The sequence below is a fragment of the Arsukibacterium sp. genome (genome assembly GCF_018402695.1).
Lineage (GTDB): Bacteria > Pseudomonadota > Gammaproteobacteria > Enterobacterales > Alteromonadaceae > Alishewanella.
In genome coordinates, this window is record NZ_JAGYIM010000008.1 from 170,035 (window position 1) to 194,502 (window position 24,468).

A 24,468-nucleotide genomic window follows, 5' to 3' on the forward strand; every position below is an offset into this window, starting at 1 on the left:
CTTCATAGTAAGTCATGTCCCTGAAGATTCACGCACGTTTGCCCGCATAAGTAAATTTAACAGTCAGGCTAACAGCGCATTAAGCGTAATTTAGTTTCATTAAAATTTTTAGGAGTCATTCATGGCTAAAGTAACTGGTGTAGTAAAGTGGTTCAACGCAGATAAAGGTTTCGGTTTCATTACTCAGGATAACGGCGGCGCTGACGCGTTCGTTCACTTCCGTGCAATCATGACTGAAGGTTACAAAACCTTAGACGAAGGTCAACGCGTAACGTTCGAAATCGAACAAGGCCAGAAAGGCCCTCAAGCTGCTAACGTTACTGTTCTTTAATAGTACAGTTCGTTCAGTTTAAAAAGCCGGCTTTTAGCCGGTTTTTTTATTTTAGTAATTTTATTGTTTACAGAATAAAAACTATACATTCAATTCAGACCTGATATTATATGTCCCGGCCTGTAGATCAGACCTATGTAACAACATGTTTTTGAACACTTCGCTACACGCTTCATAGTAAGTCATGTCCCTGAAGATTCACGCACGTTTGGCCACATAAGTAACAGTCAGGCTATTAACGCATTAAGCGTAAATTATTATTTTTTTAAAATTTTTAGGAGTCATTCATGGCTAAAGTAACTGGTGTAGTAAAGTGGTTCAATGCAGATAAAGGTTTCGGTTTCATTACTCAGGATAATGGCGGCGCTGATGCGTTCGTTCACTTCCGTGCAATTCAGACTGAAGGTTACAAAACCTTAAACGAAGGTCAGCGCGTAGCTTTCGAAATTGAACAAGGCCAGAAGGGCCCGCAAGCTGCTAACGTAACTCTGCTGTAATAGCTAAGCACGTTCAGTTAGAGAAAGCGGCCGTTTTAACGGCCGTTTTTTATTGTCTGCAAATCAGTAATTCACTCATTTTTGCTAATAAAAACGCCGCAAATTGCGGCGTTCTTTCATCTAAATGTTCGGTTGATTAGTCTTTAGCAACGGGTAAAGTTGGATATTTGATGCCAGCCATGTCATTCATTACCCGGATCACCTGTGTGCTGTAACCAAACTCGTTATCATACCAAACGTAAAGCACACAACGGTCACCGTCAACTATCGTTGCTTGCGAGTCAACCACACCAGCATAACGTGAGCCCACTAAATCTGACGACACAATTTCAGTAGAACTGGTGTAATCAATCTGATCCTGCAGCTCTGAAAAAAGAGATGTGCGCTGTAAAAAGGCGTTAAGCTCTTCACGGCTGGTTTCTTTATTCAGGTTTAACGACAAAATTGCCATAGAGACGTTCGGCGTAGGTACCCGGATGGCATTGCCGGTAAGTTTACCTTTCAGCTCTGGTAATGCCTTGGCTACTGCACTGGCAGCGCCGGTAGAGGTAATAACCATATTCAAGGGTGCAGCCCTGCCGCGGCGTTCTGCTTTATGAAAGTTATCAATTAGATTCTGGTCGTTTGTATAAGAATGTACCGTTTCAACATGGCCATTCCGAATACCAAATTCATCGTTCAGTGCTTTTAATACCGGAGTAATAGCGTTAGTGGTACAACTTGCTGCTGAGACAAATTTATGCTCAGGCATAATCATGTGTTGGTTAACACCATACACGATATTCGGCACTTCGCCTTTTGCTGGTGCTGTTAACAGCACCCTGGCCGTACCTTTACTCTGGAAGTGAATAGCCAGTTCTTTATCGTCTTTCCAGATCCCGGTATTGTCTACCACCAGAGCGTTATTAATACCATAAGCCGTGTAATCAACAAGCTCAGGTGAGCTGGCGTATATCACTTTAATAAAAGTCCCGTTGGCTTTAATACCCTGATTTTCTTCATCGACGGTAATGCTGCCATTAAAAGGGCCATGGATCGAGTCACGACGCAACAGACTGGCACGCTTTTCCAAATCGCCTTTTTTGCCGCCGCGCACCACAATTGCCTTTAACCGTAATTTACTGCTTGGACCTGAGCGCTCCAACATCAGACGAGCCAATAAACGACCAATCCGGCCAAAACCGTACAGCACAACATCAGTCGGTTTAACTTTATCTTCATGATCAAGAATATCACTTAACTCACGCGCTAAATACTGCTCCAGGTTTAAACCGGCACCTGAGTTTTTAAATAAGAAGCCGTACGCCAACTTACCAATATCGACCCGGCCAGGTGCCAGGTTCATTTTGCTGATGGCTTCCAGAACCGGGAAGCTTTCGCGCAGCCGAAGCTTTTCGCCTTCAAAGCGTTCCACCGTTTTATGCGCTTTAATAATGTCGATAGTGGTGGCGTTAACCAGCGGCCGGCCGTAAACCACCACTTCAATTCCTTTGTTACGATATAGCCGGCCAATTATAGGCTGCATATTCTCGGCGTATTCCTGGCGTTCCTGCCAGCTTTTCTGGTACTGCTCTGCGTGTGATAGGGTCATGTGTCGGCCTTTTACTTCAAGAAGATGAATTAATCGGAGCCTTGTGCTGTTTTGTAGGGTACAGCTTATTTATCAAAGGCGGCACATTGTAATAGATATTGAAACCTTACCACAACCACTACAGGTTATTTTCAGGTTTTTGTCGCATGCTGAAAACGTAAACTTATTGAGTTGACACAATAGCGCTGTCCCGTGGGCGCCGGACCATCGTCAAACACATGGCCCAGATGTGCATCACAGTTACTGCATAAAATTTCGGTTCGCTGCATACCATGGCTGGTATCAGTATGGTACTTTACCCTGCCCTCCAGCGCCTGATAAAAACTGGGCCAACCACAACCTGCGTCAAATTTAGTGTCAGACGCAAACAACACCGCACCACAACAAATGCAGTGATAGGTACCATCTGCAGTGTGATGAAGTAATTTACCGGTAAAAGGATACTCAGTACCTTTTAGCCGGGTAACCCGATATTGCTCTTCAGTTAAACGTTGTTGCCATTGTTGCTCTGTTAACTTCATAATACTTTCCAGTTGACGACATTGCTTAAGCAGTAATACAGCTCGAAATCACTAACAGCTTAGCTTTATTTTGATATTTTACCTTTAATATCTGAAAAGCGCCGTTAGACATAAATCTCACCGTACTAATCTTAACGTCATTACACTTAGCAGGCATCTACAACACTTCAAAGGAGATGAGTATGCAAAAGCCACTTTTATGCTTCATTTTATTACTTATTATCGTGTTGCCCACATCACTGCAAGCCAAACAGTTAACAGGTAAATGGCGCGGAAAGCTGCAAATGACCCCACAAGCTGCCCTGACTATTGGCATTAACATTGACAATACAGCAGAGGGATATCGTTTATCCTTGGACAGCCCCAACCAGGGAATGTTTGATTATAGCCCTAGCCAATTTAAAATCGAAGGTGATAGCGTGCAGTTTCAGGACGATAAGCTAAATGCCAGTTTCCAGGGTACTTTACAGCAAGGGCAGCTTCGCGGCGAATTCCACCAGGGAAAAACCCTGGCTCTGAATCTGCGAAAGCTGGATGATGCTCAGCTTAAATTGCTGGAAAATGAGGGTAGCTGGTATGGAGACCTTATCATTAATAACAGTGCCCGCCTGCCGCTGGTCCTGAATATAGCAGTCGCTGACCAGGGCTATCATGTTACGCTCGACAGCCCCAAACAGCAGAGCTTCGGTATTCCGATAGATAAATTCAGTTTAACGCCAGAAACAATGGAATTTAACTCGGCCATGATTAACGCCAGCTACAGCGCTACCTGGCAGGATGACAGCTGGCAAGGCACCTTTGTCCAGGGCTCAGCCATGCCACTGGTGCTAAAAAAAAAGCCGAACTGAATAAGCAGGTAAAACCGACACTTGCCCGGCTGAACCATTGGTTGCAAACCGAGTTTGGTGATGCCGGGGCAGCCGTAGCGATAGTCAGCAATGGCGAAACCCGCTTCTATCTGCATGGCTTTGCAGACCACCTGAAACAACAGCCGGTCAGCAAGCTGACTTTATTTGAAATCGGCTCAGTAACCAAACCTCTGGTGGGTCTGCTTACTGCGCTCGCTGTGACTAATCAACAGCTCAACCTCGACACAACTGTGGCGTCCTTGCTGCAACATCCGGACTATCAGCAGCACAATTATAACCTTGCCCAGTTGTTAAGCCACTCTAGCGGTCTGCCACGTTTGCCTGCAAATCTGCCATTACATGATCTGAGCGATCCTTATGCAAATTATAGCCGCGCCGATTTAATGATGGCCTTGCAGCAGCTCCAGCCCGGTGAACCGCAGTTTGAATATTCAAATTTAGGTTTTGGTTTACTGGCAGAATTGCTGAGCCAGCAACAAAACCAAAGCTTTTCTGCCCTGATTCAACAACAGTTATTCGTGCCAACAGGGATGTCAGCCAGCACACTGGCATTGACTCATGGTAAGTATAAAAACCGGGCCCAGGGCTATCAGATTGATGGTAGCGAAACAACCAACTGGCACTTTCAGGCGTTGGCGGGCGCAGGAGCAATACTGTCATCAATTGAAGATATGGCATTGTTGGTGCAGTATTATTTACAGGCTACTGCCACAGATACGGCAGTAGCCGCTGAGAATTCGGCTTTAGCAGATGCTATGCGTTTATCTGTGACACCGCCAACCTCAGACCCAACAATCGGTTTTGGCTGGATGCTGCAACCGCAGGGTCTGGTCTGGCATAATGGCCAGACCGGGGGCTTTAATTCTTTTGTTGGTTTTGCGCCCGCGGAGCAGGTTGGCATCGTTATTCTGAGCAATACCACTATTCCGGTCACCCCGGGCGGCATGACACTGTTACAACAACTTCGCCAGCAAGCTTTTGCCACAACGAATGAGTATCCAGAATGATAAAAAGTAATTCGGCCCTGATTACGCCTACCCCAAGTCATGCCTATCTGCTATGCCAGTTAAGCGGTTGGCTGGCGTTATATGCGGTAATTGGTATCGCAGCATGGACTCGAGTGACTTTTACCCCGGTAGAATTACTCTATGCTTTGGTATTGGTGGGGAGTAGCGCCACAGGTTCCCATTTTATCCGGCTTGGCTATAAAAAAGGCCTGCGTAGTAAGGTTATCTGGCAACAGGTACTCTATCTGGTCGTTTGCAGTCTGCTGATTGCTGCTATTGCTGCACTGTTACTGGTCGCGACTGCCCTTACCCTGGCCCATGTCGGCGTAACTAACCCGATACCCGCTGCGCAACGCTGGTTTGTAGCCAGGGTGGTGTTTACCGGTAATTTTTTCAATATGCTGATGGCGTTGCTGTTCTGGTCTGCGCTCTATTTCAGTATCAGCAAAGTCAGACAACTGCGCCAGACAAGTGAATTGTTAAAATCAAGCCAGCTTGATGCATTAAAAAACCAGCTCAACCCCCACTTTTTGTTTAATGCTATCAATAATATCAGAGCATTAATTCTGGAAGATCCTGACCGGGCCCGGGCAATGCTTGCGCGACTGGCGGATATGCTGCGCTATACTCTCAGTAGAAATAATAAAGCCAAAGTTACGCTCAGTGTTGAACTTGCCATAGTTAACGAATATATCGAACTGTGTTCAATTCAGTTTGAAGAGCGGCTGCGTTTTGTGTTAAAGGCTGATAACAGCTGCCAGCAAGCACTGGTGCCAAAGTTGTTACTGCAGCTTTGTGTAGAGAATGCAATTAAGCATGGAATTAGTACCGCAATCAACGGTGGCAATATCGATGTGACGATACGCCAAAACAATAGTATGTTGGATATCAGCATTATTAATGATGGCACCCTTGATAACGTTACTCCTTATCAAGGAGTTGGATTGCAGAACATCCGACAACGACTGGCGTTGCTTTATCCGGACTGTCCTCAGGCCGGTTTAACTCTGTATACTGAAAACAACAGAGTAAAAACTCATATTCGTTTGCCACTGGAGTTCTGAAATGAAGGTAATTGTTGTTGATGACAGCCGGTTGGCCCGGCTGGAACTGGCCGAACAATTAAACCACATTAGCGGCGCAAATCTGGTTGCTGAGGCTGCCAATATTCGCCAGGCAAAACATCAAATTGAAACACTGAAACCTGACGTTGTACTGCTGGATATTAATATGCCCGGTGGCGATGGCTTTAAATTACTCGAACAACTCGACTACCTGCCGCAGGTCATTTTTGTCACTGCCTATGATAACTATGCCGTTAAATCTTTTGAATTTAATGCACTGGATTACTTGCTTAAGCCCGTCAGATTAAACCGCTTGCAGGCCGCATTTGATAAGTTACAACCGGTTAGTCAGAATGAGCAAAAATTAGCATTACACCAACAGTTTTTTATTAAAGATGGTGACAACTGCTATTTTGTAAAACTAGCTGATGTAATTTGCTTTGAGGCTATGGGCAACTACACCCGGGTGCACCTGGCAGATGCTACCCCGGCAACTTACCGTAGTATTAGCGCAATCGCTCAGCGATTACCGGCCGAAAGCTTTTTTCGTGCTAATCGTAGCTGGATCATAAACACTAACTATATTAAGGAGATAACACCCTCTGTCGCCGGTGGATTCGACGTCATGCTACAGCGTAATAAGCAGGTTGAAATATCCCGTCGTCAGGCCAGCGCCTTCCGGCAACACTGGAGCTTGTAATACTGGGTCTTCGCCAGCTAGTGTCATGTACCAGCCCCTCTTGCTGCCGGCACAAAAATTGCTTTAAACTTTCAGGCGACAAACATGGGTGATAATAATGCTGATGAGTACTAAGGTGGTCAGGCTGGATTTGAATTATAACTGCGAAATACATAATTTATTTCGGCAGCAACGCCATTATATTGCCCCTTATAATGCCGAATCGGCGGAGCATTTTGCCAGAAGGCTGTTGGCCTACTTTACGTTATACGAATTAAACCCAACCCTGAATCAACATCCTAATGCAGGGAAATTCCCCGACTTGTTCCTGCAAGACGCCCAGCAACATTTTACCCTCTGGGCCGCAGTTGACCCACTAAGCGATAAAAGTATGCGCCGTGCGTTGCATCAGGCAGACCAGGTTATTATATTTCTGTCAGAGCAGCAGGCTATTAAAAACAATGATCTGCAAGGATACACAAACACTGACTGTTATCACTTTACCGATTCAGATCTCAAACAGCTGATCTTAATGCTCAAACCCCATATGCAACTCAGTGTCTGGCGCGAGCAGGATAAACTCAGCCTGACCGATGGCAAGATGTCACTGGATATTCAGTTGCAGCACTGTAGACGGCACTAAACCGCATTACCCGCTTCACCGGGAAACGTCAGCACAATCAACTTCATTAATAATGAAACATTGCCCTAAAAACTGAGTAAATCACGTCGAATAGCCTGCATCAGCAAATTGGATTGTGTTTGCAATTCCCTGCCCACCTGTTGCAGTTCCTCACCGATAAATTTAACCGCTTCGTAATCTTTGCTCAGAGTAATGGCAACGAGTTTATTCATCTGCTCGCTGGAGACCACCAACAGCTTATTATAAAGCGTCTGAATGTCATCAAGTATCTCAACAACGTCGTCAGCAGCACTGAGCTTCAGTTGCGCAGTTTGCTTATCGAGTGTGCGCATTTCAGTTAAATTAGCATTGCTGACTTTTTGAATTTCACCAGAAAACCATAACGTCGCCATAGATGCAGCAGCAGTATCCTCTGCAGCCTCTGCTGCTTGATAGCGGTTATTAAATTCGGTAAATAATGGTAGAAATATTGTTTGATAGTCGTTCTGGTGCCGAAGGTAAAACGCATCCAGTTCGTTGCAGTAATCTTCATACTGGCACACTTTCAGTTCATAAACTTTGCGGCGCCGCTCAAGGTCGAGGTTCAGTGAATGTTTAAGCTTTTGATAACGATTGCCGGCGGCATGTTTACTAAAACAAAATAACGCAAACCAAAGCAAGTTTATGACGATAAACAACCAGATGTAATACTCTGATACGGCCTGTGCCGGAAGTTGAGCGAACAAAGCAGTGATGGTATCCATTCCTCTCCCATTCCAGCCTGGACCTGTGTCAGCGGCTGCAACACGTTATCAAAACCAGATTGTCACCCTACCGCTGGCCGGATGAACTAACACTGAATTTCCAAACGCCAGAGTTAATTTTGAAAAAGCTGTTCTATATTCCGCCGATACCGCGTTGACTGGTTATCAGTTTTCTGTAGATCTGCTATCAGTTGCTTAATTTGGCCTTCATTATCCGCCAGCAAGTAACTGTAACCACCGCTGGCAGAGGTTAAAATACCCATATTAAGCTGCACAGCGCCATCATCAGAGCGAATAAACACCAGGTTATTGCGTATTCTAAACCGCTCTGCACTGTACTGGAAAAATTGTAGTGAATACTCCAACTGCTGAAATGATGTGGGGTAACCATTACGTCTGGCGGGATAATCGCTAACCGAATTGCTCAGTGAGGTTTGATCAGCATAAATGGTTTCAGGTTTGTCACCGACAAACTGAAAATACAGCCGGCAAAATCCGGGCTTTCTTTGTTCAATAATCTGCCAGCATGACGCATTACGGTCTGCAATGAATTGCACAGTGACAGAAGCAGCAGCTTTAAACGACAGCAACATCACGCCAACAACTAACCACACGTATGGCTTTTTAACTACATTCACACCGCGTCCTCCATTACACCACATTACTGCACGTACAGGTAATACTCTGTACGCACCTTAAGTTATAGATGGATTAGTCGAGGTATGCAATTGATAAATCTTCTTTATCTAAATTAGACCGCATGTACAACTGTCAAAATCTTGCGGCTATTTAGTTGAAACTTATTGACGGCTGCATTGAGAAGGTAACTCAACTACTGGTATTGCTGCCACATTAGTGATCACCTGGCGTTGCCGCAGATAAGGCAGTAATATATCTGTCTCTTTTTTCACGACACTGTAACATTCACAACTAAGCTGTTCGAGTTTAGTGCGATCCAGCACCTTTATTAAGCCACGTGAATACGAAATAGCGCCCAGTTGTTGCAATTTGGCCGCAGCCAGATTAACCCCTTCACGACGTACCCCAAGCATGGTGCCAATAAACTCCTGCGTCATCGTCAGCCGATTATCAGACAACCGATCCATCGACAGCAACAACCAGCGACACAACTGCTGATCAATAGAATGATGACGGTTACATACGGCGGTTTGTGCAACCTGGGTTATTAATGACTGGGTGTAGCGCAGCATAAGCATCAATAACTGTCCATGGCGATTAAATTCTTCTTTTACCCGTGGCCTTGGTAACCGGTATGCGTGGCCGGCACTTTGGACCAGTGAGCGGTTTGGCGAACTCTCGCCTCCCATAAACAGGGTTATTCCTAACAAACCTTCATTACCGACGACCAAAATTGCTGTTGATTCGCCGTTTTCCATCAAATATTGCAATGACACTATCGAGTCAGTAGGAAAATATACATGATCCATCGGCCGGCCAGATTCATACATCAGTGCCCGCAGCGGCAATGGCACCAATTCCAAATGGGGAAACAAACGCGCCTGAACCTCTGGCGACAAAGCGGCCAGCAGATGATTCTGCTGCGGGTGGGGTTTTGCAGACATATAAGCCCTCGATGAAATCGACTATTGATAATGACCCGACTAATATCTCTGGAGAGTACCCAATATCAGGTGTTAATTCTGTGCGGTAGCACGCGCTGACATAGCGGCTTAAGGGGCTTAGCTTTGGAGGATGCTGCAGAACAGTCGTTAACATAGCACATTAACTGCATCTGCATTTATTTATTATCAGTTAGTCCGTTAAATCAGCAACAGACACCGGTTTATTACTCAGTAATCGCCAGGGCGGCAACCAGGCAGCAGATTGCTGCCCCAATAAGATATCGGTTTTTGCGCAAAACACGTTCCGTCTGTTAGTTAACGACGTCCTGGTTCTAACTAACTCTCGAAAAATTAAAATGAAAAGGCCAACACAATTATTATCAGAACAATCAACCAGGGTATCGGCGATGCCCACCAGGCTAAAGGCTTATTACTGGCTTCGATCACTCTTGCACGCATTTGCTGTTGCTGCTGCCGGGAGCGCTTAGTGCGGCTATGTAACTGCGGACCGGGAAATATAAAAAAGGTTATGGCAAAAATAATCAGATACCAGCCTGAGCGGCTGTAATTGGCAAAATTGACAACAATGAGCGCCCCTACTACTGCCAAAATAGCCGCAATGATCACTTGGGTTTTACTGGGTAACTTCATAAACGTTTCTTTTTGTTTAATGGTTAATCAACCGCCCTCGGTTAGGTTGGTTTTTTGGCAAGTCCAATGCTAATAGATATTTGCAAATCATGGTACAACTTATTTACAAGCTTTGAGGGTTAATCCACTGAGTAAACAGTTACAACAGCGCTATCAGTCATTATTTTGTAGTTGATTTAGAGAAAAATGTTGTATAGGTTAACAAATATACATTTCGTTTGATGACGAAACGATTCAGGGATCTTTAAATGAAGTTAATCAGGGCAACACTTATAACACTATTTCTGGCCGTCACTGCGGGGACTTATGCAGAAGAGTCGGCCAGCCTCACTGACGGCGGCATTAGTGTCAGTGATAAAAACTTCCCCTGGCAACTGGTCGTCGACCGGGGCAAGATTTTAGGCTGTGTTTATGATAATAAATTTTACTCGCTGGGCGCCATTTTAATTCTGGAGTCGTTGCCACGAAAATGTGAGCTGGCATCGGATCGAAATGGGGTGTGGGAGCAATTGACAGAAGCTGAGTTACTGCTATGGCAGGAAAGTATTGAAGAGCAACAAGCCACCAAACCAGAAGCGACCTATATTGGCAACGATCCGATAAACGACGAAGAAGCAAGATTGATCCGCTATTTACGCAGTGCCAGAAAGCGGGCTGAAACACAGTGATTTAACATCCGGCCAGCCAACATCTGCTAATAAAAGTGGTAATGCCCGGTTATCGGGTAGGAAAATAATCTATCTTCCAGTTTAGGACCGGCACCAATATTATGCACTACCATTGGCCGGCCAGAGCCCGGCGCCAGCTGATTGGTAACAATACCAATATGCGGTAAATTTCCTGGCAACATCCAGCTGACAATCGCTCCGGGCCGATAATCCTCAGCATTATGCGTTACCGGCAACGCTGTGCCATGGCGGCGAAAAAACGCTTGCAGGTTAGGCACACGGCGGTGATCTATGTTGCTATCCGGCCGACTTAGCCCCCAAATTCGTTTTGACGGATAACTGCTGAAATTATCACGCATATCTTCATGTACCAGCTGCTGCAAATCAATGCCCAGAGCACGATAACTGCGGATGACAACATCAGTACACACTCCAGTATCGGCAGGTACATCACCACCTGGGTAACTAATTCTGCGATAAGCACCGTCATACCTTACGCTGTGGCGGGTGCGTTCAAGCGCAGCGTCAACCAATTCAAGCTGAGATGGGGTTGGCTCTGCCAGCGTAACGCCGCATATTACGCTTAACGGTAGTAACAGCAGCAAAAATATTCTGGTTCGCATATATTCTCCTTGTTAATGCTCACAGTAAAACCAAACCTGCCAATATGCAACATTTTGCTAACTTAAGCTGGGCATTTTCTCTGCGCTCAAATTTCAGGCTATAGTTGGCAACTATTGATCGCCGTCATAGTTTTTACGCCCAGTGCTGCTAGGCTAAGCACACTTTAGGCCTGAGCGTCTTTACCCGGAGTAGCAATATGCAAGTCAGTAGCCCAGAACAGGCGCTTAGTATCATTAACAATAACGACATCATTTGGTGTCACTCGATGGCAGCAACCCCTTATTACCTGCTGCAAGCCTTAGCAAAAGTTGCCCTTGAGCGTCAAAACCTGACGCTGTTGCAGCTACATACCGAGCATAGCGAGATATTATGCGACCCGGCGCTGCAAGGCCATTTGCGCCAGCGCTGTTTTTTTGTTGGCAGCAGTACGCGCGCAGCAGTGAACTGCGGTAGTGCCGACTATGTGCCCATATTTTTATCAGAAATTCCCAAACTATTCCGAAGTGGCGAACAACTACTTGATGTTGCATTAATTCAGGTATCCAAACCGGATAATCATGGCTTTTGCAGCTTAGGCGTGTCGGTAGAAGCCACTCGCGCAGCTCTGCAAATGGCTAAAAAAGTGATTGCCTGGGTAAACCCACTGTTACCACGCACCCACGGTGACTCCTTTATTCACTTAAGCCAGATAGACCGTTATGTCGAGCATGCCGCACCGCTTCCCCTGCACAAAGCCGCGGTGCAGGATGCGGTTTCAATGCAAATTGGCCGCAATGTGGCCAGCCTGATCCGCGACGGCGACTGTCTGCAAATGGGCATCGGCGCGATACCTGATGCAACCCTTGGCTATCTTGGCGATAGAAAACATCTGGGAATTCATACCGAGATGTTCTCTGATGGCGTGCTGCCATTAATTGAACAAGGGGTGATTACCAACCAGAATAAACGCAAACATCGCGGTAAAATTGTCACGACCTTTGCCATGGGCAGCCAGAAACTATATGACTTTATCGATGACAACCCGCAAGTAGTATTTCTGGATGTTGAATACACCAACGACACCGCAGTTATCCGCCAGAATCCACAGGTAGTATCAATTAACAGTGCGCTGCAGGTCGATTTAAGCGGCCAGGTTTGTGCTGACTCGCTCGGCACTAAAATTTATTCAGGAGTGGGCGGTCAAATGGATTTTGTCCGTGGAGCTGCACTATCAGAAGGCGGACGCGCTATTATCGCCCTGCCCGCAACTGCAGCAGCAGGCAGCATCTCACGTATTAGCTCACTGTTGAGCCCAGGTGCCGGGGTGGTCACTACCCGCGCCCATGTCCATTACATTGTCACCGAGTATGGCATCGCTAATTTACGGGCTAAAAGCTTACAAGAGCGGGCCCGCGCCTTGATAGAGATAGCCGCTCCACAGTTTCGCGCTAACCTTGTCGAGCAAGCCTGGCAAGATTGGGGGCTTAAAGTGTAAATTTTTTGGTTGTGCTAAGCTCACAGCCAAACCAAACCCGAATAAGGCATGGGAATAATCTGCGCCTGGCGCGACGTTATCACGCGATAAACAAACTCAGACACCACCAAGGCTCAGGTAAGCACCACCGTCCCAACGAACGTGTGCTGTCATACCAAGCAGTTCAGTTTAACTTACAAACTAAGGCGACTTTAATCATTGCTGGATAATTAGGATCAGACCGAAATAAATTCAGATTTCAGCAACCCAAAGCACTTAAGATCATGAAACTTATTCTTCCAGTATCCGCATTCGCGCCTTAGCCCTTCTTCTTTAAAACCAAGCCTGCGTAGCAGTGCTTCTGAGGCGTTATTACCTGGTATTGTATCCGCCTGAATTCTGTGTAATTTCCCACAGGCCAGATTACCTGCAAATGCGATATCGATAATCGCCCGCACGGCTTCTGAGGAGTAACCCTTCCCCCAAAAAGCCGGCAGAAGATCATAGCCAACAACGGCATTCTGCATTTTGCTGTTCCATGAATTAAAACCACAGGTGCCAATTAACCTGCCAGTTGCTTTTAATCGGATAGCCCAACGAATACCCGCTCGCTCAGCGTAGCGTGATTTAAAAAGATTAATTAGATTGCCAGCCTGGCCGGGCTCGGTGAACGCTGCCAAATCATAGTATTCGACTACAGAAGGATTGGAGAACAACGTGAATATCTCTGCTTCATCATCATCTCGTAGTTCTGTGAGCAATAGCCGCTCAGTTTCTAATGTTGGAAAAGTCACTAAAGATCTGCCTTGAAACAAAAACCTGTGCGCTGATGTTTATTCATTATGCGTTCTTTAGCGTGTTTGCCTCTGCTGAGACAAAGGCAGGCGTTTCGTTGAGCTGAATACAAAATTGCGGTTTCCATCTTCTTTAAGGTAAACATCAATCTCAACTGTAATAAAAGCTCTGGGTTCAACTTCCAGCACACCCACCTCAGGAATGCGCGCGGAGAGGCGAACCTCATTCCCCAATGCAAGAAAACCACGATCTTCATCCCTTACATCACCATCAATGTACAACTTCATGCCGAAAAACCAACTGTTGGTGATTCTTACTGTGTGGCCACTAAGATTAAAATTCCATTCCTTTCTCATCGATTACTTCCTGATATCAGTAACAGGCTTTAGAGCCATAGATTAGTATTACGGTTTATTAAAACCAAACATTGCCCGGCATTGATCGGCAAAGGCAGTGAATTTTTCTTTCATCGTTTTTTTAAGTTTTACATCCAATGAACCAAGAATAGAGTAACCTTCCACCACAATTTGCGGCGCCTGCCGATCGCCCATACAGGGCGCTCTGTTATCTGTGCTGCCAATGATATTAAACATGTTCGACACCACATTCACCTGCTCCGGTACCAGAATGGTTAAACTACCAATCCAGTTATTAACCCGAATTACAATGTTCTGATGCTGAAAAATAGCTTCCGAAAAATCCAGCTCTACTGAGCCTAGTACACTAACGATGCGTATTTCCGCAGGCACCAACCACTGGCCGCTATGCTGATTTGATGACAGGACACAAATAATATTCTCATTGCGGGTGTCATTCCCAGCCTGATAGCGCGGCGAAAAACTACGTTCGCGCTGCTGTTGATACTGGTTATCTGGCTGCAATGACAAGTCAGCGACCACATCAATCAATTGCTGAACACTTGTGGCATCAGAGGCAACATCGAGGCGCCGCTCAAAGGCTTCAGCCGATATAATACCGTGGCTGTAATTCATAATTAACTGATCAATTGCTTCCTGGCGCACCTGATCAAAGGGCCGGTCTTCTATTTTTACGCCAGTGGTATCAATTGCCATTAGTGAACTCCTGTTCAGCAAATTTTCTTGCTAAAACGTTAGCATAGTTTGCGTTGAACCATTTTAGTTTTTGGTATCAAAATGTAAATAGAACATGATATTTACCCGCCCTGTTTCTGTTTCCGCATCATTGACCAGACCGCAGTTGGCGCCAGCTTTGAGCGATACCAATAGCATAGAGCACGCCAATAGTCAGACAAATAGCGGAGCTGAGCAGCCAAAACGTCAGGCTGTTACCCGGAAACAGCGGCATAATGATGACAAACCCAAGACCACGTAACAGAAAAATGACGGAGACTACACACAGCGCGGTACGCAGCAGCGGTAAGCGGCGGATAACCCCGGCGCCAGATAAGGTAAATAGTGCCCAGATCAGCAGCACAGTGACAATACCGGAAGTAACAATAGCCGGACGGGGATCGCCCTGCTCTGCCAGCACCGCCATTTGCTCGCCGGCACCAAAAAAACGATACCAGTCACCGCCAAACACAATACAGCCCAAATGCGCCACCGCAGCGGCGATACAGCATAGTGCTGCAGCAATAAGATAACGATTTTTTGGCAAGATACTATCCTTCAAATCTTTTGTGGCTGGTCTAACTGCCCGACCAATCGTGTTAGCTCCTGCAGAACCAGTTGCGGCTCATCAAACTGCACAAAGTGGCCACTATTTTCAGTTAACACAGCCCGCCCTTGCGGAAACGCTGTGGCCCAGCTTTGCCAATGCTCACCCCAAAGCTTGCGGCCTTGCTCGGTAAAAAACAAATTACTTGGGTTTTCTACTTTTTTAACTGAAACAATCACCGTAACCGGCATCGCATTAATCTGCGGATAGTCTGGCAAAGGCCGTTTGCTCCAAAAATCTAGATACTGATTCGACATGCCTTCTTTCATATCGTCCAATTTAATCTGAGCTATCTCATGGTTGCCCTGCTCAAGATCAATTGCGCGTATTATATCAACGTCATGTTCAGAAGACGGATCCAGCAAGAGTAAGGCTTTAACTTTAGCTGGGTAAGCAGCGGCGAAATCCCGTGCCACACTGCCACCATAAGAATGCGCGACCAGAATAACCGGCTCTGATATTTTTAGTTTTTCCAGCAACTCACTGGCGTAGTCTGCATAATCACGCGAGGTAAAATGGCGTTTAATCTGGGTTGAATTGCCATTGCCGACACGGGAATAGCGGATAACTGTTGCTTGCTCTGCAATCTGTGAGAATACTGGATCCCAGTCCGTCATCGCCGAGCTGCCGCCGGCTTCAAGCAAAACGATGTGCTTACCACTACCGGCAATCTGATACTCCAGCGCAAATTCATTCACTTTAATATATTGACTTTGGGCAGCGCAAAGGCTGAAAGATAGTGTCATCCAGACGAGTGCTAACAATTTCAAAATAGTTCCTTAAGTTAACTAACCAGAAGTTGCTTTAAGCGCCGTTGGTACTGAGTTTTTAACCATCTGGAATACTTCACTAGGTCAACCTTTTTTATATTTTCTATTTTTCAGTCTGAATTATGGGCAGTTTATATTGGTCACCCAATCGGGAAACGAATCACTGCCTAAACCGCGCTTGATGCTAGTGGATTTTATTCGTAAAGTGAACAATTTGTTTCGCCGTAGCAATGCAAACGCAGCTACTTTGCATTTAAATAACAGGATAAATGCAGTGCCCGACTGGACACACCATCTGAATAATCTGGCAAACCAGTTATGGCGGTTAAGCCCAGCCTGCCGAAAACAGGCCAATCCGGCCAGTTTAAAGCTGGTGGCGCACCGCGGTGCCTACATTGTGGGCAACAACAGCCCGGCGCCCGAGAATACTCTGGCGGCATTTGATCGCTGTCTTCAGCACAATATCTGGGGATTGAACTGGATGTGCGGCTGACAAGTGACGGCGAGCCGGTGGTGCATCATGATCCGGCCTGTGGCCGGCTGTTTCAGCGACCCGACCTGGACATTGCCAACACGTCTTTTGCTAAATTACGGCAGGAACTGCCGCAAATACCGCACTTACAGGAAGTCATCGCGCGTTATGGCAGGCAGCTGCATCTGATGATTGAACTGAAAGAGTCGTGGCGGCAGCGCCGGCCTCTGCAACCGCAGCTGCAAGGTCTGCTCAGTTCCCTGGAGCCAGCCACGGATTATCATCTGCTAAGCCTTGAGCCGGATCATCTGGAGGGGTTTCGGCAGTTGCCACCCGCAACGCTTATTGATGTAGCGTTAACCAATACCAAAGAGATAATCCGCCAGAATCATACACTGGGGCATGGCGCTGTGGCAGGGTCTTTTGCGCTGCTCAGCCAGACATGGATAAACCAGTTAAAAGCAAGCGGTAAAAACATTGGCACTGGTCAGGTTAACCATCCGGACATTGTGAATCGCGAGGCGGCTCGCGGTATTGATTGGGTGTTTACTGATCAGCCATTGCGCCTGCAACAGAGCATTGTTGCTACCCGTGGATAATGTTAATGAAAAAACCACCCGCAGGTGGTTTTTTTGAAGTAAGACTTGCAACGCTTCGCGTTATTTAAGCGTTACATTTAACTGACTAATTACCTTAAGTGCTTTTTCAGTTGCCGCTTCTACCGTATCGCTCAGCGCTAAGGCTACGCCCATCCGTCGCTCGCCCTGTACTTCGGGTTTGCCGAAAATACGCAGTTCGGTATCAAGCTCACTCAGCGCAGCGGCCAGGCCTTGATACTGAATATCAGCGCTGTTGCCAGGCACTAACAGCACCGCCGAAGCGGCCGGGCCGTATTGTTTAATATAAGGAATTGGCAGGCCTAATATAGCCCTGGCATGTAGCGCGAACTCACTTAACTGCTGTGATATTAGCGTAACCATACCAGTGTCGTGCGGCCGGGGTGAGACTTCTGAGAAATACACCTTATCGCCTTTGATAAACAGCTCCACCCCGAATAAGCCCCGGCCACCTAAGGCCTCAACCACGGCTTTGGCATAACGTTTGGCTTCTGCCAGTGCGCTGTCGCTCATCACTTGTGGCTGCCAGCTTTCGCGGTAATCACCTTTTTCCTGACGATGGCCAATTGGTGCACAGTATTGGATCCCGCTCAGCGAATTAATGGTTAGTAAGGTTATTTCATAGTCAAAGTCGACAAAACCTTCCACTATTACCCTGCCTTTACCGGCCCGGCCACCTTCCTGGGCATACAACCAGGCGGCATCGATATCCGCCTCGCTGCGCAGCACGCTTTGGCCTTTGCCGCTGGAGGACATTATCGGTTTCACCACACAAGGGTAACCAATGGCATTAACCGCGGCGATAAAGCTGGCTTTATCGCTGGCAAACTGAAACGGTGAGGTAGCTAATTTCAGCTCCTCTGCCGCTAAGCGGCGTATACCTTCGCGGTTCATCGTCAGGTTAACGGCTTTAGCGCTTGGTACCACATTAAAGCCGCAGTCTTCCAGCTCAATCAATACTGATGTAGCAATGGCTTCGAGCTCAGGCACGATTAACGCGGGCTTTTCGCTGATCACCAGCTGGCGCAGCGCAGCGTTATCCAGCATCGACATCACGACGGCTTTGTCGGCAACCTGCATCGCCGGGGCATTGGGGTAACGGTCTACCGCGATAACTTCGCAGCCGTAGCGTTTTAGTTCAATGCACAGCTCTTTGCCCAGCTCACCGGCCCCCAATAACAACACCTTAGTGCTGCTCTCCGCCCCCGGGGTACCAATTTGCTCAATTCTGTCTGACTTTATCATTTTACTTTCACCATAGGCCGGGCCGGATTGCTCCAGTCAACATGGAACATTTTGCCTTTAGCCTTATCAGTGCGTTCAAAGGTATGGGCGCCAAAGTAATCACGCTGGCCCTGCAATAAATTAGCTGGCAGTACGGCGGTGCGATACGAGTCGTAGTAGCTGAGCGCTGAGCTTAATGCCGCTACCGGAATACCGGCCAATGTGGCATTCGCCACGGCTTTGCGCCAGTTTTGCTGATAAACCGAAATTTGTTTGGCGAAAAACGGGTCTAGCAGCAGGTTTTCCAGCTCGTCATTGCGCTCATAAGCATCAGTAATCGATTGCAAAAATACCGCCCGGATAATGCAGCCCGCCCGCCAAATTTTTGCAATTTCGGCAAAATTAAGTTGCCAGCCATGTTCATCTGCGGCCGTTTTCATCAGGTGAAAGCCCTGCGCGTACACACATATTTTGGCACAGTACAATGCATCGTGCAGCGCCTGAATAATCTCGTCTTTTTGCTCTGCTGAAATTAAATTCTGAGCCGGGCCGGCTAACACTGTAGCGGCTTTAACCCGCTCGTGCTTCAACGCCGACAGTGACCTGGCATACACCGCTTCTGCGATAGTTGGCGACGGGCTGCCCAACTGCAGACTGCTCACCGCTGTCCAAAGGCCGGTGCCTTTCTGGCCGGCTTTATCCATAATCACATCTACCAGCGGCAGGCCGGTTTCAGAGTCTTTGGTGGCAAGCACTTCGGCACTGATACCAATTAAATAACTGTTTAGCGGGCCTTCATTCCACTGCTTAAATATGTCGGCGATACTGGCAGAGGTCATGCCAAGAATATCCCGCATGACCTGATACACTTCACAAATCAGTTGCATATCAGCGTATTCAATGCCGTTGTGAACCATTTTCACATAATGGCCAGAACCGCTTGGGCCAATATAGGTAGCGCAGGGCTCGCCTTCGGTCACTGGGTTGCCGGGTTCAAAGCGTTCTATGGGTTTACCGGTCGCCGGGTCAACTTTGGCCGCAATCGCTTGCCATAGTGGTTTAATCCGGGTCCAGGCGTAAGGGTCGCCACTTGGCATTAATGACGGCCCGAACCGGGCGCCTACTTCACCGCCGGAAACGGCAGTAGAGAAGAAAATAAACTTACCTTCATACTGTTTTTCACGGGCCACGGTGTCAGTCCACAGACTGTTACCGGTGTCGACAATAATATCGTCGGCCTGAATGCCAGCATCGATTAACTTATGGCAAATATCGTCAACCGGTTTACCGGCGGGCACTGATAACACCACTAAATGCGGCGCAGATAAGCGCGACAACAGCTCAGTGTAAGAGCTGCAGCCAATTACCCGCGCTGGCTTATCACCCCGCTCGGCTTTATCCTGTGCTAATACCGCTTCCAGTTTCTGATGGTCTAAATCGAAGGCCGCTACCCGGTAGCCATTGTCGGCAAGGTTTAAAATGAGGTTTTTACCCATTACCCCGGCTCCGACAAAACCAATGTCACAAAGTGGCGCTGTATCAGTCATCTGACGATCCTTTACGTAGTGTTGCTAAGCCGACAACAGGCTCGGAAAATGGCGGGCATTCTACTGTAAAAGCACGAAAAAAGCGATGCTTAGCCTACTGCCACACAGAAATGCTATGCGCTGCCTGTAAATAGTCAGTTTGTAAACTACTGCCATCAGCGTGTTTCATATCAACCAGTAAACCATCATTATGGGCAGTATCAAATAAACGGCGCCAGCCCGTGCCCTGCCGTTCGCTCTCTCGCTGCTGGGGCAAGGTTAACGCTACTGACTGCTCTGCACCATTAAATACAAACAACAACGCCTGGCCACTTTGACGGTTGGTTATCCGGAAAATACAAATAGCGCGCTCGGGGTCATGCCAGTCATGTTGCTGCTTTTCGGTGCCATCAGCCAGAAACCAGCATACCTGATGTTTGTCACCATGCAGCTGGTAATGATCATCCTGCAGCGATATTTGCTGCAAACAGCTGAATTGCCTGCGTAGCCTGACTAACTGCTTGACAAACAACAGAAATTTTTGCTGCTGGCCATCCAGCTGCCAATTCAACCAGCTTACCGGATTATCCTGGCAGTAAGCATTATTGTTACCGCCCTGGCTGTGGCTCAGTTCATCACCGCCCAACCAGTGGATCATGCCCTGGCTTAATAGCAAGGTTGCCACCAGATTACGTTTATGCTGATAGCGCCGGGCCAGAATAACCGGGTCACTGCTTGGCCCCTCTACCCCATGGTTGCAGCTTAAATTATGGCTATGACCATCCCGGTTTTGCTCACCGTTCTGCCAGTTGTGCTTGTCACTGTAACTGACAACATCTTCCAGGGTAAAACCGTCGTGATAGGTCAGGTAATTCACGCTGCAACTGGCTGGTTTATGATGCTTTTGAAAAATATCGCGGGACCCCAGCAAACGGGTGGCAAAGTCCGCTAAAACTCCTTTATCACCACGCCAGAATGCCCGGAACGTATCCCGGCATTTATCATTTAGTTCAGACCAGTTGGCGGGAAACTGGCCAAGATGGTAGCCAAACGGGCCAACATCCCAGGGCTCTGCTATCAACTTCGCCTGCGATAGCACCGGATCCTGAGCAATTATCTGAAAAAAACTGGCATAAGGGTTAAACCGCTTATGCTCACGCCCCAGCGTCACAGCTAAATCAAAGCGAAAACCATCTACCTGCATCTCTGTTACCCAGTACCGCAAGGCATCCATTACCAACTTTTGGGTTGCCGGATTGGCAATATTCAGCGTGTTACCACAACCGGTAAAATTGCAGTAATTCTGATAGTCGACCATATCGGCATGGCTGTGAAATAAATAATAATGCCGGTCGGCCAGGCCACGAAAGCTGAGGACCGGGCCATCTTCGCCGGCCTCAGCACTGTGGTTAAATACCACATCCAGGATCACTTCAATGCCATGCTGGTGCAGCGTACGGACCATTTGCTTAAATTCGGCAACAGCATCGTCCAGCTGATAGCGTGGGTCCGGTGCAAAGAAATTAACCGGGTTGTAGCCCCAGTAATTGGTCAGACCAAGGCCGGTTAACCTCGGTTCAGCCATAAAAGCAGCCACCGGCAGCAACTGCACTGTAGTAATGCCAAGTTGCTTTAAATGATTGATAATACTGGCATGACATAGGCCTAAATAGGTACCGCGTAACGCTTGCGGTACATCTGGATGCAGCATGGTCAGGCCCTTAACATGGGCCTCGTATATGACCGTTTTTTCGCGGGCAATTTTTGGCTTTGTGCTTTTTTGCCAGTCAAACGCTGCTGACGGCCAGTTAAATGCAGCGGCATCGAGTACCCCCTTAGCCAAGGCCAGATGGCTCTTCTGCTGATACTGCTCACTTTGCCATACCTGAGCCCGATTAAGTCTGCGGGCATAGGGGTCAATTAATACCCGCTGTTTGTCAAAGCGTAAACCGGCACTGCCATTACCCGGGCCATCAGCTTTTAGCGCATACAGCGTGCCATCACTGATATCACTAACCTGCAGGTGCCAGATACTGCCGGTGCGGGCGGTAAATGCTAACTCGGCCAGCTCTTCTTCGGTGTCAGGCTGATATAAACACAATGTCAGGCCAGTGGCGTCTGGCGCAAACACCGCAAAATTCCAACAGTTATCCGCCACTTTGCTTGGCCCCAACGGCTGGCTGTCACCATGGACTGTCGTGAGTAACGGGGCGTTATTAGCCATGCTGTCGCGCATTACGCTTTGTCCTTTTTCCGTATATATAAACACGCCAGGGGCGGCAGGTTTAAACGAATTGCCTGGGCCTTACCATGGCAGCCCGGCTGTTCTGCCGGTAAATAACTGCCAACAGCATAATTGCCTCCCCAGTAATATTCACTGTCGGTATTAACAATAACCTCGTATTCGCCTGCCTGCTCTACCCCCAGCATAAAATTATCGCGTGGTACCGGGGTAAAATTGGCCAGCACATAAATCGCATTATTGCTACTGTCACGGCGAATAAAACTAAGTGTACTGTGCTCTGAATCGTTATGATCCAGCCAGCTGAAACCTTGTTGCTGGTAGTCCAGTTCATGTAACGGCTTGCAACGTTGATAGCTGTGATTTAAGTCACGGTAAAGCTGCTGAATGCCCTGATGCTTCGGAAAGGCCAGTAAATGCCAGTCCAGGCTCTGGGTATGGCTCCATTCCCGGCTCTGGCCAAGCTCATTACCCATAAAATTGAGCTTTTTACCCGGATGAGCAAACATAAAGGCAATATAGGCACGTAAATTGGCCGCTTGCTGCCACTCGTCACCGGGCATTTTATTAATTAAGCTGCCTTTTCCATGCACAACTTCATCATGCGACAACGGCAATATAAAGTTCTCGTTATAGGCATACACCATCGAGAAGGTTAAATCGCTATGATGATACTTACGATAAGACGGGTCTTTACTAATATAGCGCAGGCTGTCGTTCATCCAGCCCATATTCCACTTAAAGCCAAAACCCAGGCCGCCACTGTCAACCGGCCGCGATACCTGCGGAAACGACGTCGACTCTTCGGCAATGGTCATGGCCTGGGGAAACTTGCTGTACACTTCGCTATTGAGCCATTTGAACAAGCTAATGGCTTCGTAGTTATGGTTGCCGCCATCGATATTGGGGACCCATTCGCCCTCGTTGCGCGAATAATCCCAGTACAACATTGAGGCCACCGCGTCGACCCGGATGCCATCGATATGAAAATGCTCCAGCCAGTACAGGGCGCTGGCCACTAAAAATTGCCGGACATAGTCTTTGCCGTAATCATAAATACAGGAGTTCCAGTCAGGGTGCCAGCCGCGGCGTGGATCAGCATATTCGTATAAATGGCTGCCATCAAAGCGGGCTAAGCCATGACCATCCTCCGGGAAATGGGCTGGTACCCAATCCAGAATAACGCCAATACCAGTCTGATGGCAGGCATCAACAAAAGCTTTAAACTGGTCAGGGGTGCCAAAACGTGAGGTTGTTGCAAATAAGCCCAGTGGCTGATAGCCCCAGGAGCCATCGAACGGGTGCTCCATTACCGGCAACAGCTCAATATGGCTGTAGCCCATGTCCTGCATATAAGGAATTAACTGCTCTGCCAGCTCTGCATAATTAAGTGGCTGGTTGTCGTCTTTACGCCGCCAGCTACCAATATGCAACTCGTAAATACTGATAGCACTCTGATAAGGGTTTACCGCCGGCCGCTCGCGCCAGGCCTTATCCTGCCACTGATAGCTGTTATGGTCATACACCAGCGAGGCATGCGATGGATATTGCTCGGCATAAAATGCCATCGGGTCAGCCTTATGCGGTAGTAAGTGACCGGCGCTGTCTTTAATTTCAAATTTGTAACGCATCCCGCTGCCCACCTCAGGCAGCACCAATACCCAATGGCCACAATCTGTGCGCTCCATCGGGTGGCAACGACCATCCCAGCCGTTCATATCTCCGACCAAACTGACACTGCTGGCACTGGGTGCATACACCGCAAAACGGGTGGCAGTTAATGGCTTGCCATCGGGCTCCAGACTGATAACCTGAGCACCCAGCTGGCGATACAGGTTTTCTGGCTGGCTATGCACATGATGCACGGCATAAAAGGCCTGCTCGCGAAACTGATAAGGGTCAATACAACGGTAGTTACTGTGCGCATCGGTAACCTGTAAATAATAAGCACTGGCTTTGCGTTTACGGCTCAGTACCAGCTCAAATACGCCACTGAAATCAGGATTTGGTGTCAACTTACCGAGGCTTTTGTCACTTTTCAATTCAAAGGCTTCAACGGTTAGCGCATGCGGCAAATAGGTTCGCAGCAGCATCCCCGTGCCTTTGGCACTGTAGCTGTTCGCCTGCCAGCCAAGAACAGCAAAAGGATGGGCACACCTTGCCTGATTTAACTGCGCTAATGTCATAATATCTATCCTTT

General features: G+C 47.6%; 27 protein-coding genes. 11 read left to right on the forward strand and 16 right to left on the reverse strand.

Annotation, left to right across the window (positions count from 1 at the left end):
• Positions 1-121 precede the first annotated feature (121 nt).
• Positions 122-331 carry a cold-shock protein gene (locus KG631_RS01715; RefSeq protein WP_019674401.1) on the forward strand — a complete coding sequence of 70 codons (210 nt, stop codon included), beginning with the start codon at positions 122-124 and terminating at the stop codon, positions 329-331.
• Positions 332-618: 287 nt separating this feature from the next.
• Positions 619-828, forward strand: a complete 210-nt coding sequence (locus KG631_RS01720; protein WP_213994945.1) for a cold-shock protein — start codon at positions 619-621, stop codon at positions 826-828.
• A 136-nt stretch (positions 829-964) separates the two neighbouring features.
• On the opposite strand, the gene KG631_RS01725 is transcribed toward KG631_RS01720, so the two are convergent.
• Both KG631_RS01725 and msrB read right to left on the reverse strand, forming a co-directional pair.
• Positions 965-2,419 (reverse strand): glyceraldehyde-3-phosphate dehydrogenase, encoded by a 1,455-nt coding sequence (locus tag KG631_RS01725; protein WP_213994946.1) that lies wholly within the window; start codon positions 2,417-2,419, stop codon positions 965-967.
• A 131-nt stretch (positions 2,420-2,550) separates the two neighbouring features.
• The gene (gene msrB, locus KG631_RS01730; RefSeq protein ID WP_213994947.1) at positions 2,551-2,940 is read right to left on the reverse strand and encodes a peptide-methionine (R)-S-oxide reductase MsrB; all 390 of its coding nucleotides are present in this window, start codon (positions 2,938-2,940) and stop codon (positions 2,551-2,553) included.
• A 182-nt stretch (positions 2,941-3,122) separates the two neighbouring features.
• Here msrB and KG631_RS01735 point away from each other — a divergent pair, with 182 nt between their 5' ends.
• From KG631_RS01735 to KG631_RS01755, 5 genes are all read left to right on the forward strand, one after another.
• The gene (locus KG631_RS01735) at positions 3,123-3,788 is read left to right on the forward strand and encodes a hypothetical protein (RefSeq protein WP_213994948.1); all 666 of its coding nucleotides are present in this window, start codon (positions 3,123-3,125) and stop codon (positions 3,786-3,788) included.
• A gap of 41 nt (positions 3,789-3,829) precedes the next feature.
• Positions 3,830-4,816, forward strand: coding sequence for a serine hydrolase domain-containing protein (locus KG631_RS01740; protein ID WP_213994949.1), 987 nt, complete (start codon positions 3,830-3,832; stop codon positions 4,814-4,816).
• On the forward strand, positions 4,813-5,880 hold the full coding sequence (locus KG631_RS01745; RefSeq protein ID WP_213994950.1) for a histidine kinase: 1,068 nt from the start codon (positions 4,813-4,815) through the stop codon (positions 5,878-5,880). Before KG631_RS01740 ends, KG631_RS01745 begins: the two co-directional genes overlap by 4 nt.
• 1 nt (position 5,881) lies before the next feature.
• Complete coding sequence (locus KG631_RS01750; RefSeq protein ID WP_213994951.1) at positions 5,882-6,580, forward strand: LytTR family DNA-binding domain-containing protein; 699 nt, start codon at positions 5,882-5,884, stop codon at positions 6,578-6,580.
• Positions 6,581-6,683: 103 nt separating this feature from the next.
• The gene (locus KG631_RS01755) at positions 6,684-7,202 is read left to right on the forward strand and encodes a YaeQ family protein (protein ID WP_213994952.1); all 519 of its coding nucleotides are present in this window, start codon (positions 6,684-6,686) and stop codon (positions 7,200-7,202) included.
• Positions 7,203-7,267: 65 nt separating this feature from the next.
• Here KG631_RS01755 and KG631_RS01760 read toward each other — a convergent pair whose 3' ends face one another.
• From KG631_RS01760 to KG631_RS01775, 4 genes are all read right to left on the reverse strand, one after another.
• Entirely contained in the window at positions 7,268-7,945 is a 678-nt protein-coding gene (locus KG631_RS01760; RefSeq protein WP_213994953.1) for a hypothetical protein, read from the reverse strand.
• A gap of 113 nt (positions 7,946-8,058) precedes the next feature.
• The gene (locus KG631_RS01765; RefSeq protein WP_213994954.1) at positions 8,059-8,583 is read right to left on the reverse strand and encodes a hypothetical protein; all 525 of its coding nucleotides are present in this window, start codon (positions 8,581-8,583) and stop codon (positions 8,059-8,061) included.
• A 162-nt stretch (positions 8,584-8,745) separates the two neighbouring features.
• Positions 8,746-9,528 (reverse strand): Crp/Fnr family transcriptional regulator, encoded by a 783-nt coding sequence (locus KG631_RS01770; RefSeq protein WP_213994955.1) that lies wholly within the window; start codon positions 9,526-9,528, stop codon positions 8,746-8,748.
• A gap of 351 nt (positions 9,529-9,879) precedes the next feature.
• Positions 9,880-10,179, reverse strand: a complete 300-nt coding sequence (locus KG631_RS01775) for a hypothetical protein (protein WP_213994956.1) — start codon at positions 10,177-10,179, stop codon at positions 9,880-9,882.
• A 248-nt stretch (positions 10,180-10,427) separates the two neighbouring features.
• On the opposite strand from KG631_RS01775, the gene KG631_RS01780 reads away from it, so the two are divergent.
• Complete coding sequence (locus tag KG631_RS01780) at positions 10,428-10,847, forward strand: hypothetical protein (RefSeq protein WP_213994957.1); 420 nt, start codon at positions 10,428-10,430, stop codon at positions 10,845-10,847.
• A 26-nt stretch (positions 10,848-10,873) separates the two neighbouring features.
• On the opposite strand, the gene KG631_RS01785 is transcribed toward KG631_RS01780, so the two are convergent.
• Positions 10,874-11,470, reverse strand: a complete 597-nt coding sequence (locus KG631_RS01785) for a DUF1287 domain-containing protein (protein WP_213994958.1) — start codon at positions 11,468-11,470, stop codon at positions 10,874-10,876.
• Between the two features lie 197 nt (positions 11,471-11,667).
• Between KG631_RS01785 and KG631_RS01790 the strand changes: the two genes are divergently transcribed.
• Positions 11,668-12,945: an acetyl-CoA hydrolase/transferase C-terminal domain-containing protein gene (locus KG631_RS01790; RefSeq protein ID WP_213994959.1), complete on the forward strand. Its 1,278-nt coding sequence runs from the start codon at positions 11,668-11,670 to the stop codon at positions 12,943-12,945.
• A gap of 215 nt (positions 12,946-13,160) precedes the next feature.
• On the opposite strand, the gene KG631_RS01795 is transcribed toward KG631_RS01790, so the two are convergent.
• From KG631_RS01795 to KG631_RS01815, 5 genes are all read right to left on the reverse strand, one after another.
• On the reverse strand, positions 13,161-13,718 hold the full coding sequence (locus tag KG631_RS01795) for a GNAT family N-acetyltransferase (protein WP_213994960.1): 558 nt from the start codon (positions 13,716-13,718) through the stop codon (positions 13,161-13,163).
• A 57-nt stretch (positions 13,719-13,775) separates the two neighbouring features.
• Positions 13,776-14,075 (reverse strand): hypothetical protein, encoded by a 300-nt coding sequence (locus KG631_RS01800; RefSeq protein WP_213994961.1) that lies wholly within the window; start codon positions 14,073-14,075, stop codon positions 13,776-13,778.
• 48 nt (positions 14,076-14,123) lie between these two features.
• On the reverse strand, positions 14,124-14,792 hold the full coding sequence (locus tag KG631_RS01805) for a LiaF domain-containing protein (RefSeq protein WP_213994962.1): 669 nt from the start codon (positions 14,790-14,792) through the stop codon (positions 14,124-14,126).
• Between the two features lie 127 nt (positions 14,793-14,919).
• A complete protein-coding gene (locus KG631_RS01810) occupies positions 14,920-15,357 on the reverse strand; it encodes a hypothetical protein (protein ID WP_301003532.1) in 438 nt (145 codons plus the stop codon).
• Positions 15,358-15,368: 11 nt separating this feature from the next.
• A complete protein-coding gene (locus tag KG631_RS01815) occupies positions 15,369-16,187 on the reverse strand; it encodes an alpha/beta hydrolase (protein ID WP_213994963.1) in 819 nt (272 codons plus the stop codon).
• 274 nt (positions 16,188-16,461) lie between these two features.
• Between KG631_RS01815 and KG631_RS01820 the strand changes: the two genes are divergently transcribed.
• Positions 16,462-16,680 (forward strand): hypothetical protein, encoded by a 219-nt coding sequence (locus tag KG631_RS01820; protein WP_213994964.1) that lies wholly within the window; start codon positions 16,462-16,464, stop codon positions 16,678-16,680.
• Positions 16,671-17,258, forward strand: a complete 588-nt coding sequence (locus KG631_RS01825; RefSeq protein WP_213994965.1) for a glycerophosphodiester phosphodiesterase — start codon at positions 16,671-16,673, stop codon at positions 17,256-17,258. The genes KG631_RS01820 and KG631_RS01825 overlap by 10 nt, the downstream gene beginning before the upstream one ends.
• 60 nt (positions 17,259-17,318) lie before the next feature.
• Here KG631_RS01825 and purT read toward each other — a convergent pair whose 3' ends face one another.
• From purT to glgB, 4 genes are all read right to left on the reverse strand, one after another.
• Positions 17,319-18,521: a formate-dependent phosphoribosylglycinamide formyltransferase gene (gene purT / locus KG631_RS01830; protein ID WP_213994966.1), complete on the reverse strand. Its 1,203-nt coding sequence runs from the start codon at positions 18,519-18,521 to the stop codon at positions 17,319-17,321.
• Complete coding sequence (gene gndA / locus KG631_RS01835; RefSeq protein WP_213994967.1) at positions 18,518-20,047, reverse strand: NADP-dependent phosphogluconate dehydrogenase; 1,530 nt, start codon at positions 20,045-20,047, stop codon at positions 18,518-18,520. The genes purT and gndA overlap by 4 nt, the downstream gene beginning before the upstream one ends.
• Before the next feature lie 94 nt (positions 20,048-20,141).
• The gene (gene glgX / locus KG631_RS01840) at positions 20,142-22,262 is read right to left on the reverse strand and encodes a glycogen debranching protein GlgX (RefSeq protein ID WP_301003533.1); all 2,121 of its coding nucleotides are present in this window, start codon (positions 22,260-22,262) and stop codon (positions 20,142-20,144) included.
• Positions 22,262-24,454 (reverse strand): 1,4-alpha-glucan branching protein GlgB, encoded by a 2,193-nt coding sequence (gene glgB, locus KG631_RS01845; protein WP_213994968.1) that lies wholly within the window; start codon positions 24,452-24,454, stop codon positions 22,262-22,264. The genes glgX and glgB overlap by 1 nt, the downstream gene beginning before the upstream one ends.
• Positions 24,455-24,468: the final 14 nt, after the last annotated feature.

Excerpts from the sequence above, each read along its gene's own strand:
- KG631_RS01715 (WP_019674401.1), top strand. The coding sequence starts at position 122 with ATGGCTAAAGTAACTGGTGTAGTAAAGTGGTTCAACGCAGATAAAGGT.
- KG631_RS01720 (WP_213994945.1), top strand. The coding sequence starts at position 619 with ATGGCTAAAGTAACTGGTGTAGTAAAGTGGTTCAATGCAGATAAAGGT.
- KG631_RS01725 (WP_213994946.1), bottom strand. The coding sequence starts at position 2,419 with ATGACCCTATCACACGCAGAGCAGTACCAGAAAAGCTGGCAGGAACGC.
- msrB (WP_213994947.1), bottom strand. The coding sequence starts at position 2,940 with ATGAAGTTAACAGAGCAACAATGGCAACAACGTTTAACTGAAGAGCAA.
- KG631_RS01735 (WP_213994948.1), top strand. The coding sequence starts at position 3,123 with ATGCAAAAGCCACTTTTATGCTTCATTTTATTACTTATTATCGTGTTG.
- KG631_RS01745 (WP_213994950.1), top strand. The coding sequence starts at position 4,813 with ATGATAAAAAGTAATTCGGCCCTGATTACGCCTACCCCAAGTCATGCC.
- KG631_RS01750 (WP_213994951.1), top strand. The coding sequence starts at position 5,882 with ATGAAGGTAATTGTTGTTGATGACAGCCGGTTGGCCCGGCTGGAACTG.
- KG631_RS01755 (WP_213994952.1), top strand. The coding sequence starts at position 6,684 with ATGAGTACTAAGGTGGTCAGGCTGGATTTGAATTATAACTGCGAAATA.
- KG631_RS01760 (WP_213994953.1), bottom strand. The coding sequence starts at position 7,945 with ATGGATACCATCACTGCTTTGTTCGCTCAACTTCCGGCACAGGCCGTA.
- KG631_RS01770 (WP_213994955.1), bottom strand. The coding sequence starts at position 9,528 with ATGTCTGCAAAACCCCACCCGCAGCAGAATCATCTGCTGGCCGCTTTG.
- KG631_RS01775 (WP_213994956.1), bottom strand. The coding sequence starts at position 10,179 with ATGAAGTTACCCAGTAAAACCCAAGTGATCATTGCGGCTATTTTGGCA.
- KG631_RS01780 (WP_213994957.1), top strand. The coding sequence starts at position 10,428 with ATGAAGTTAATCAGGGCAACACTTATAACACTATTTCTGGCCGTCACT.
- KG631_RS01785 (WP_213994958.1), bottom strand. The coding sequence starts at position 11,470 with ATGCGAACCAGAATATTTTTGCTGCTGTTACTACCGTTAAGCGTAATA.
- KG631_RS01790 (WP_213994959.1), top strand. The coding sequence starts at position 11,668 with ATGCAAGTCAGTAGCCCAGAACAGGCGCTTAGTATCATTAACAATAAC.
- KG631_RS01800 (WP_213994961.1), bottom strand. The coding sequence starts at position 14,075 with ATGAGAAAGGAATGGAATTTTAATCTTAGTGGCCACACAGTAAGAATC.
- KG631_RS01805 (WP_213994962.1), bottom strand. The coding sequence starts at position 14,792 with ATGGCAATTGATACCACTGGCGTAAAAATAGAAGACCGGCCCTTTGAT.
- purT (WP_213994966.1), bottom strand. The coding sequence starts at position 18,521 with ATGATAAAGTCAGACAGAATTGAGCAAATTGGTACCCCGGGGGCGGAG.
- gndA (WP_213994967.1), bottom strand. The coding sequence starts at position 20,047 with ATGACTGATACAGCGCCACTTTGTGACATTGGTTTTGTCGGAGCCGGG.
- glgX (WP_301003533.1), bottom strand. The coding sequence starts at position 22,262 with ATGCGCGACAGCATGGCTAATAACGCCCCGTTACTCACGACAGTCCAT.
- glgB (WP_213994968.1), bottom strand. The coding sequence starts at position 24,454 with ATGACATTAGCGCAGTTAAATCAGGCAAGGTGTGCCCATCCTTTTGCT.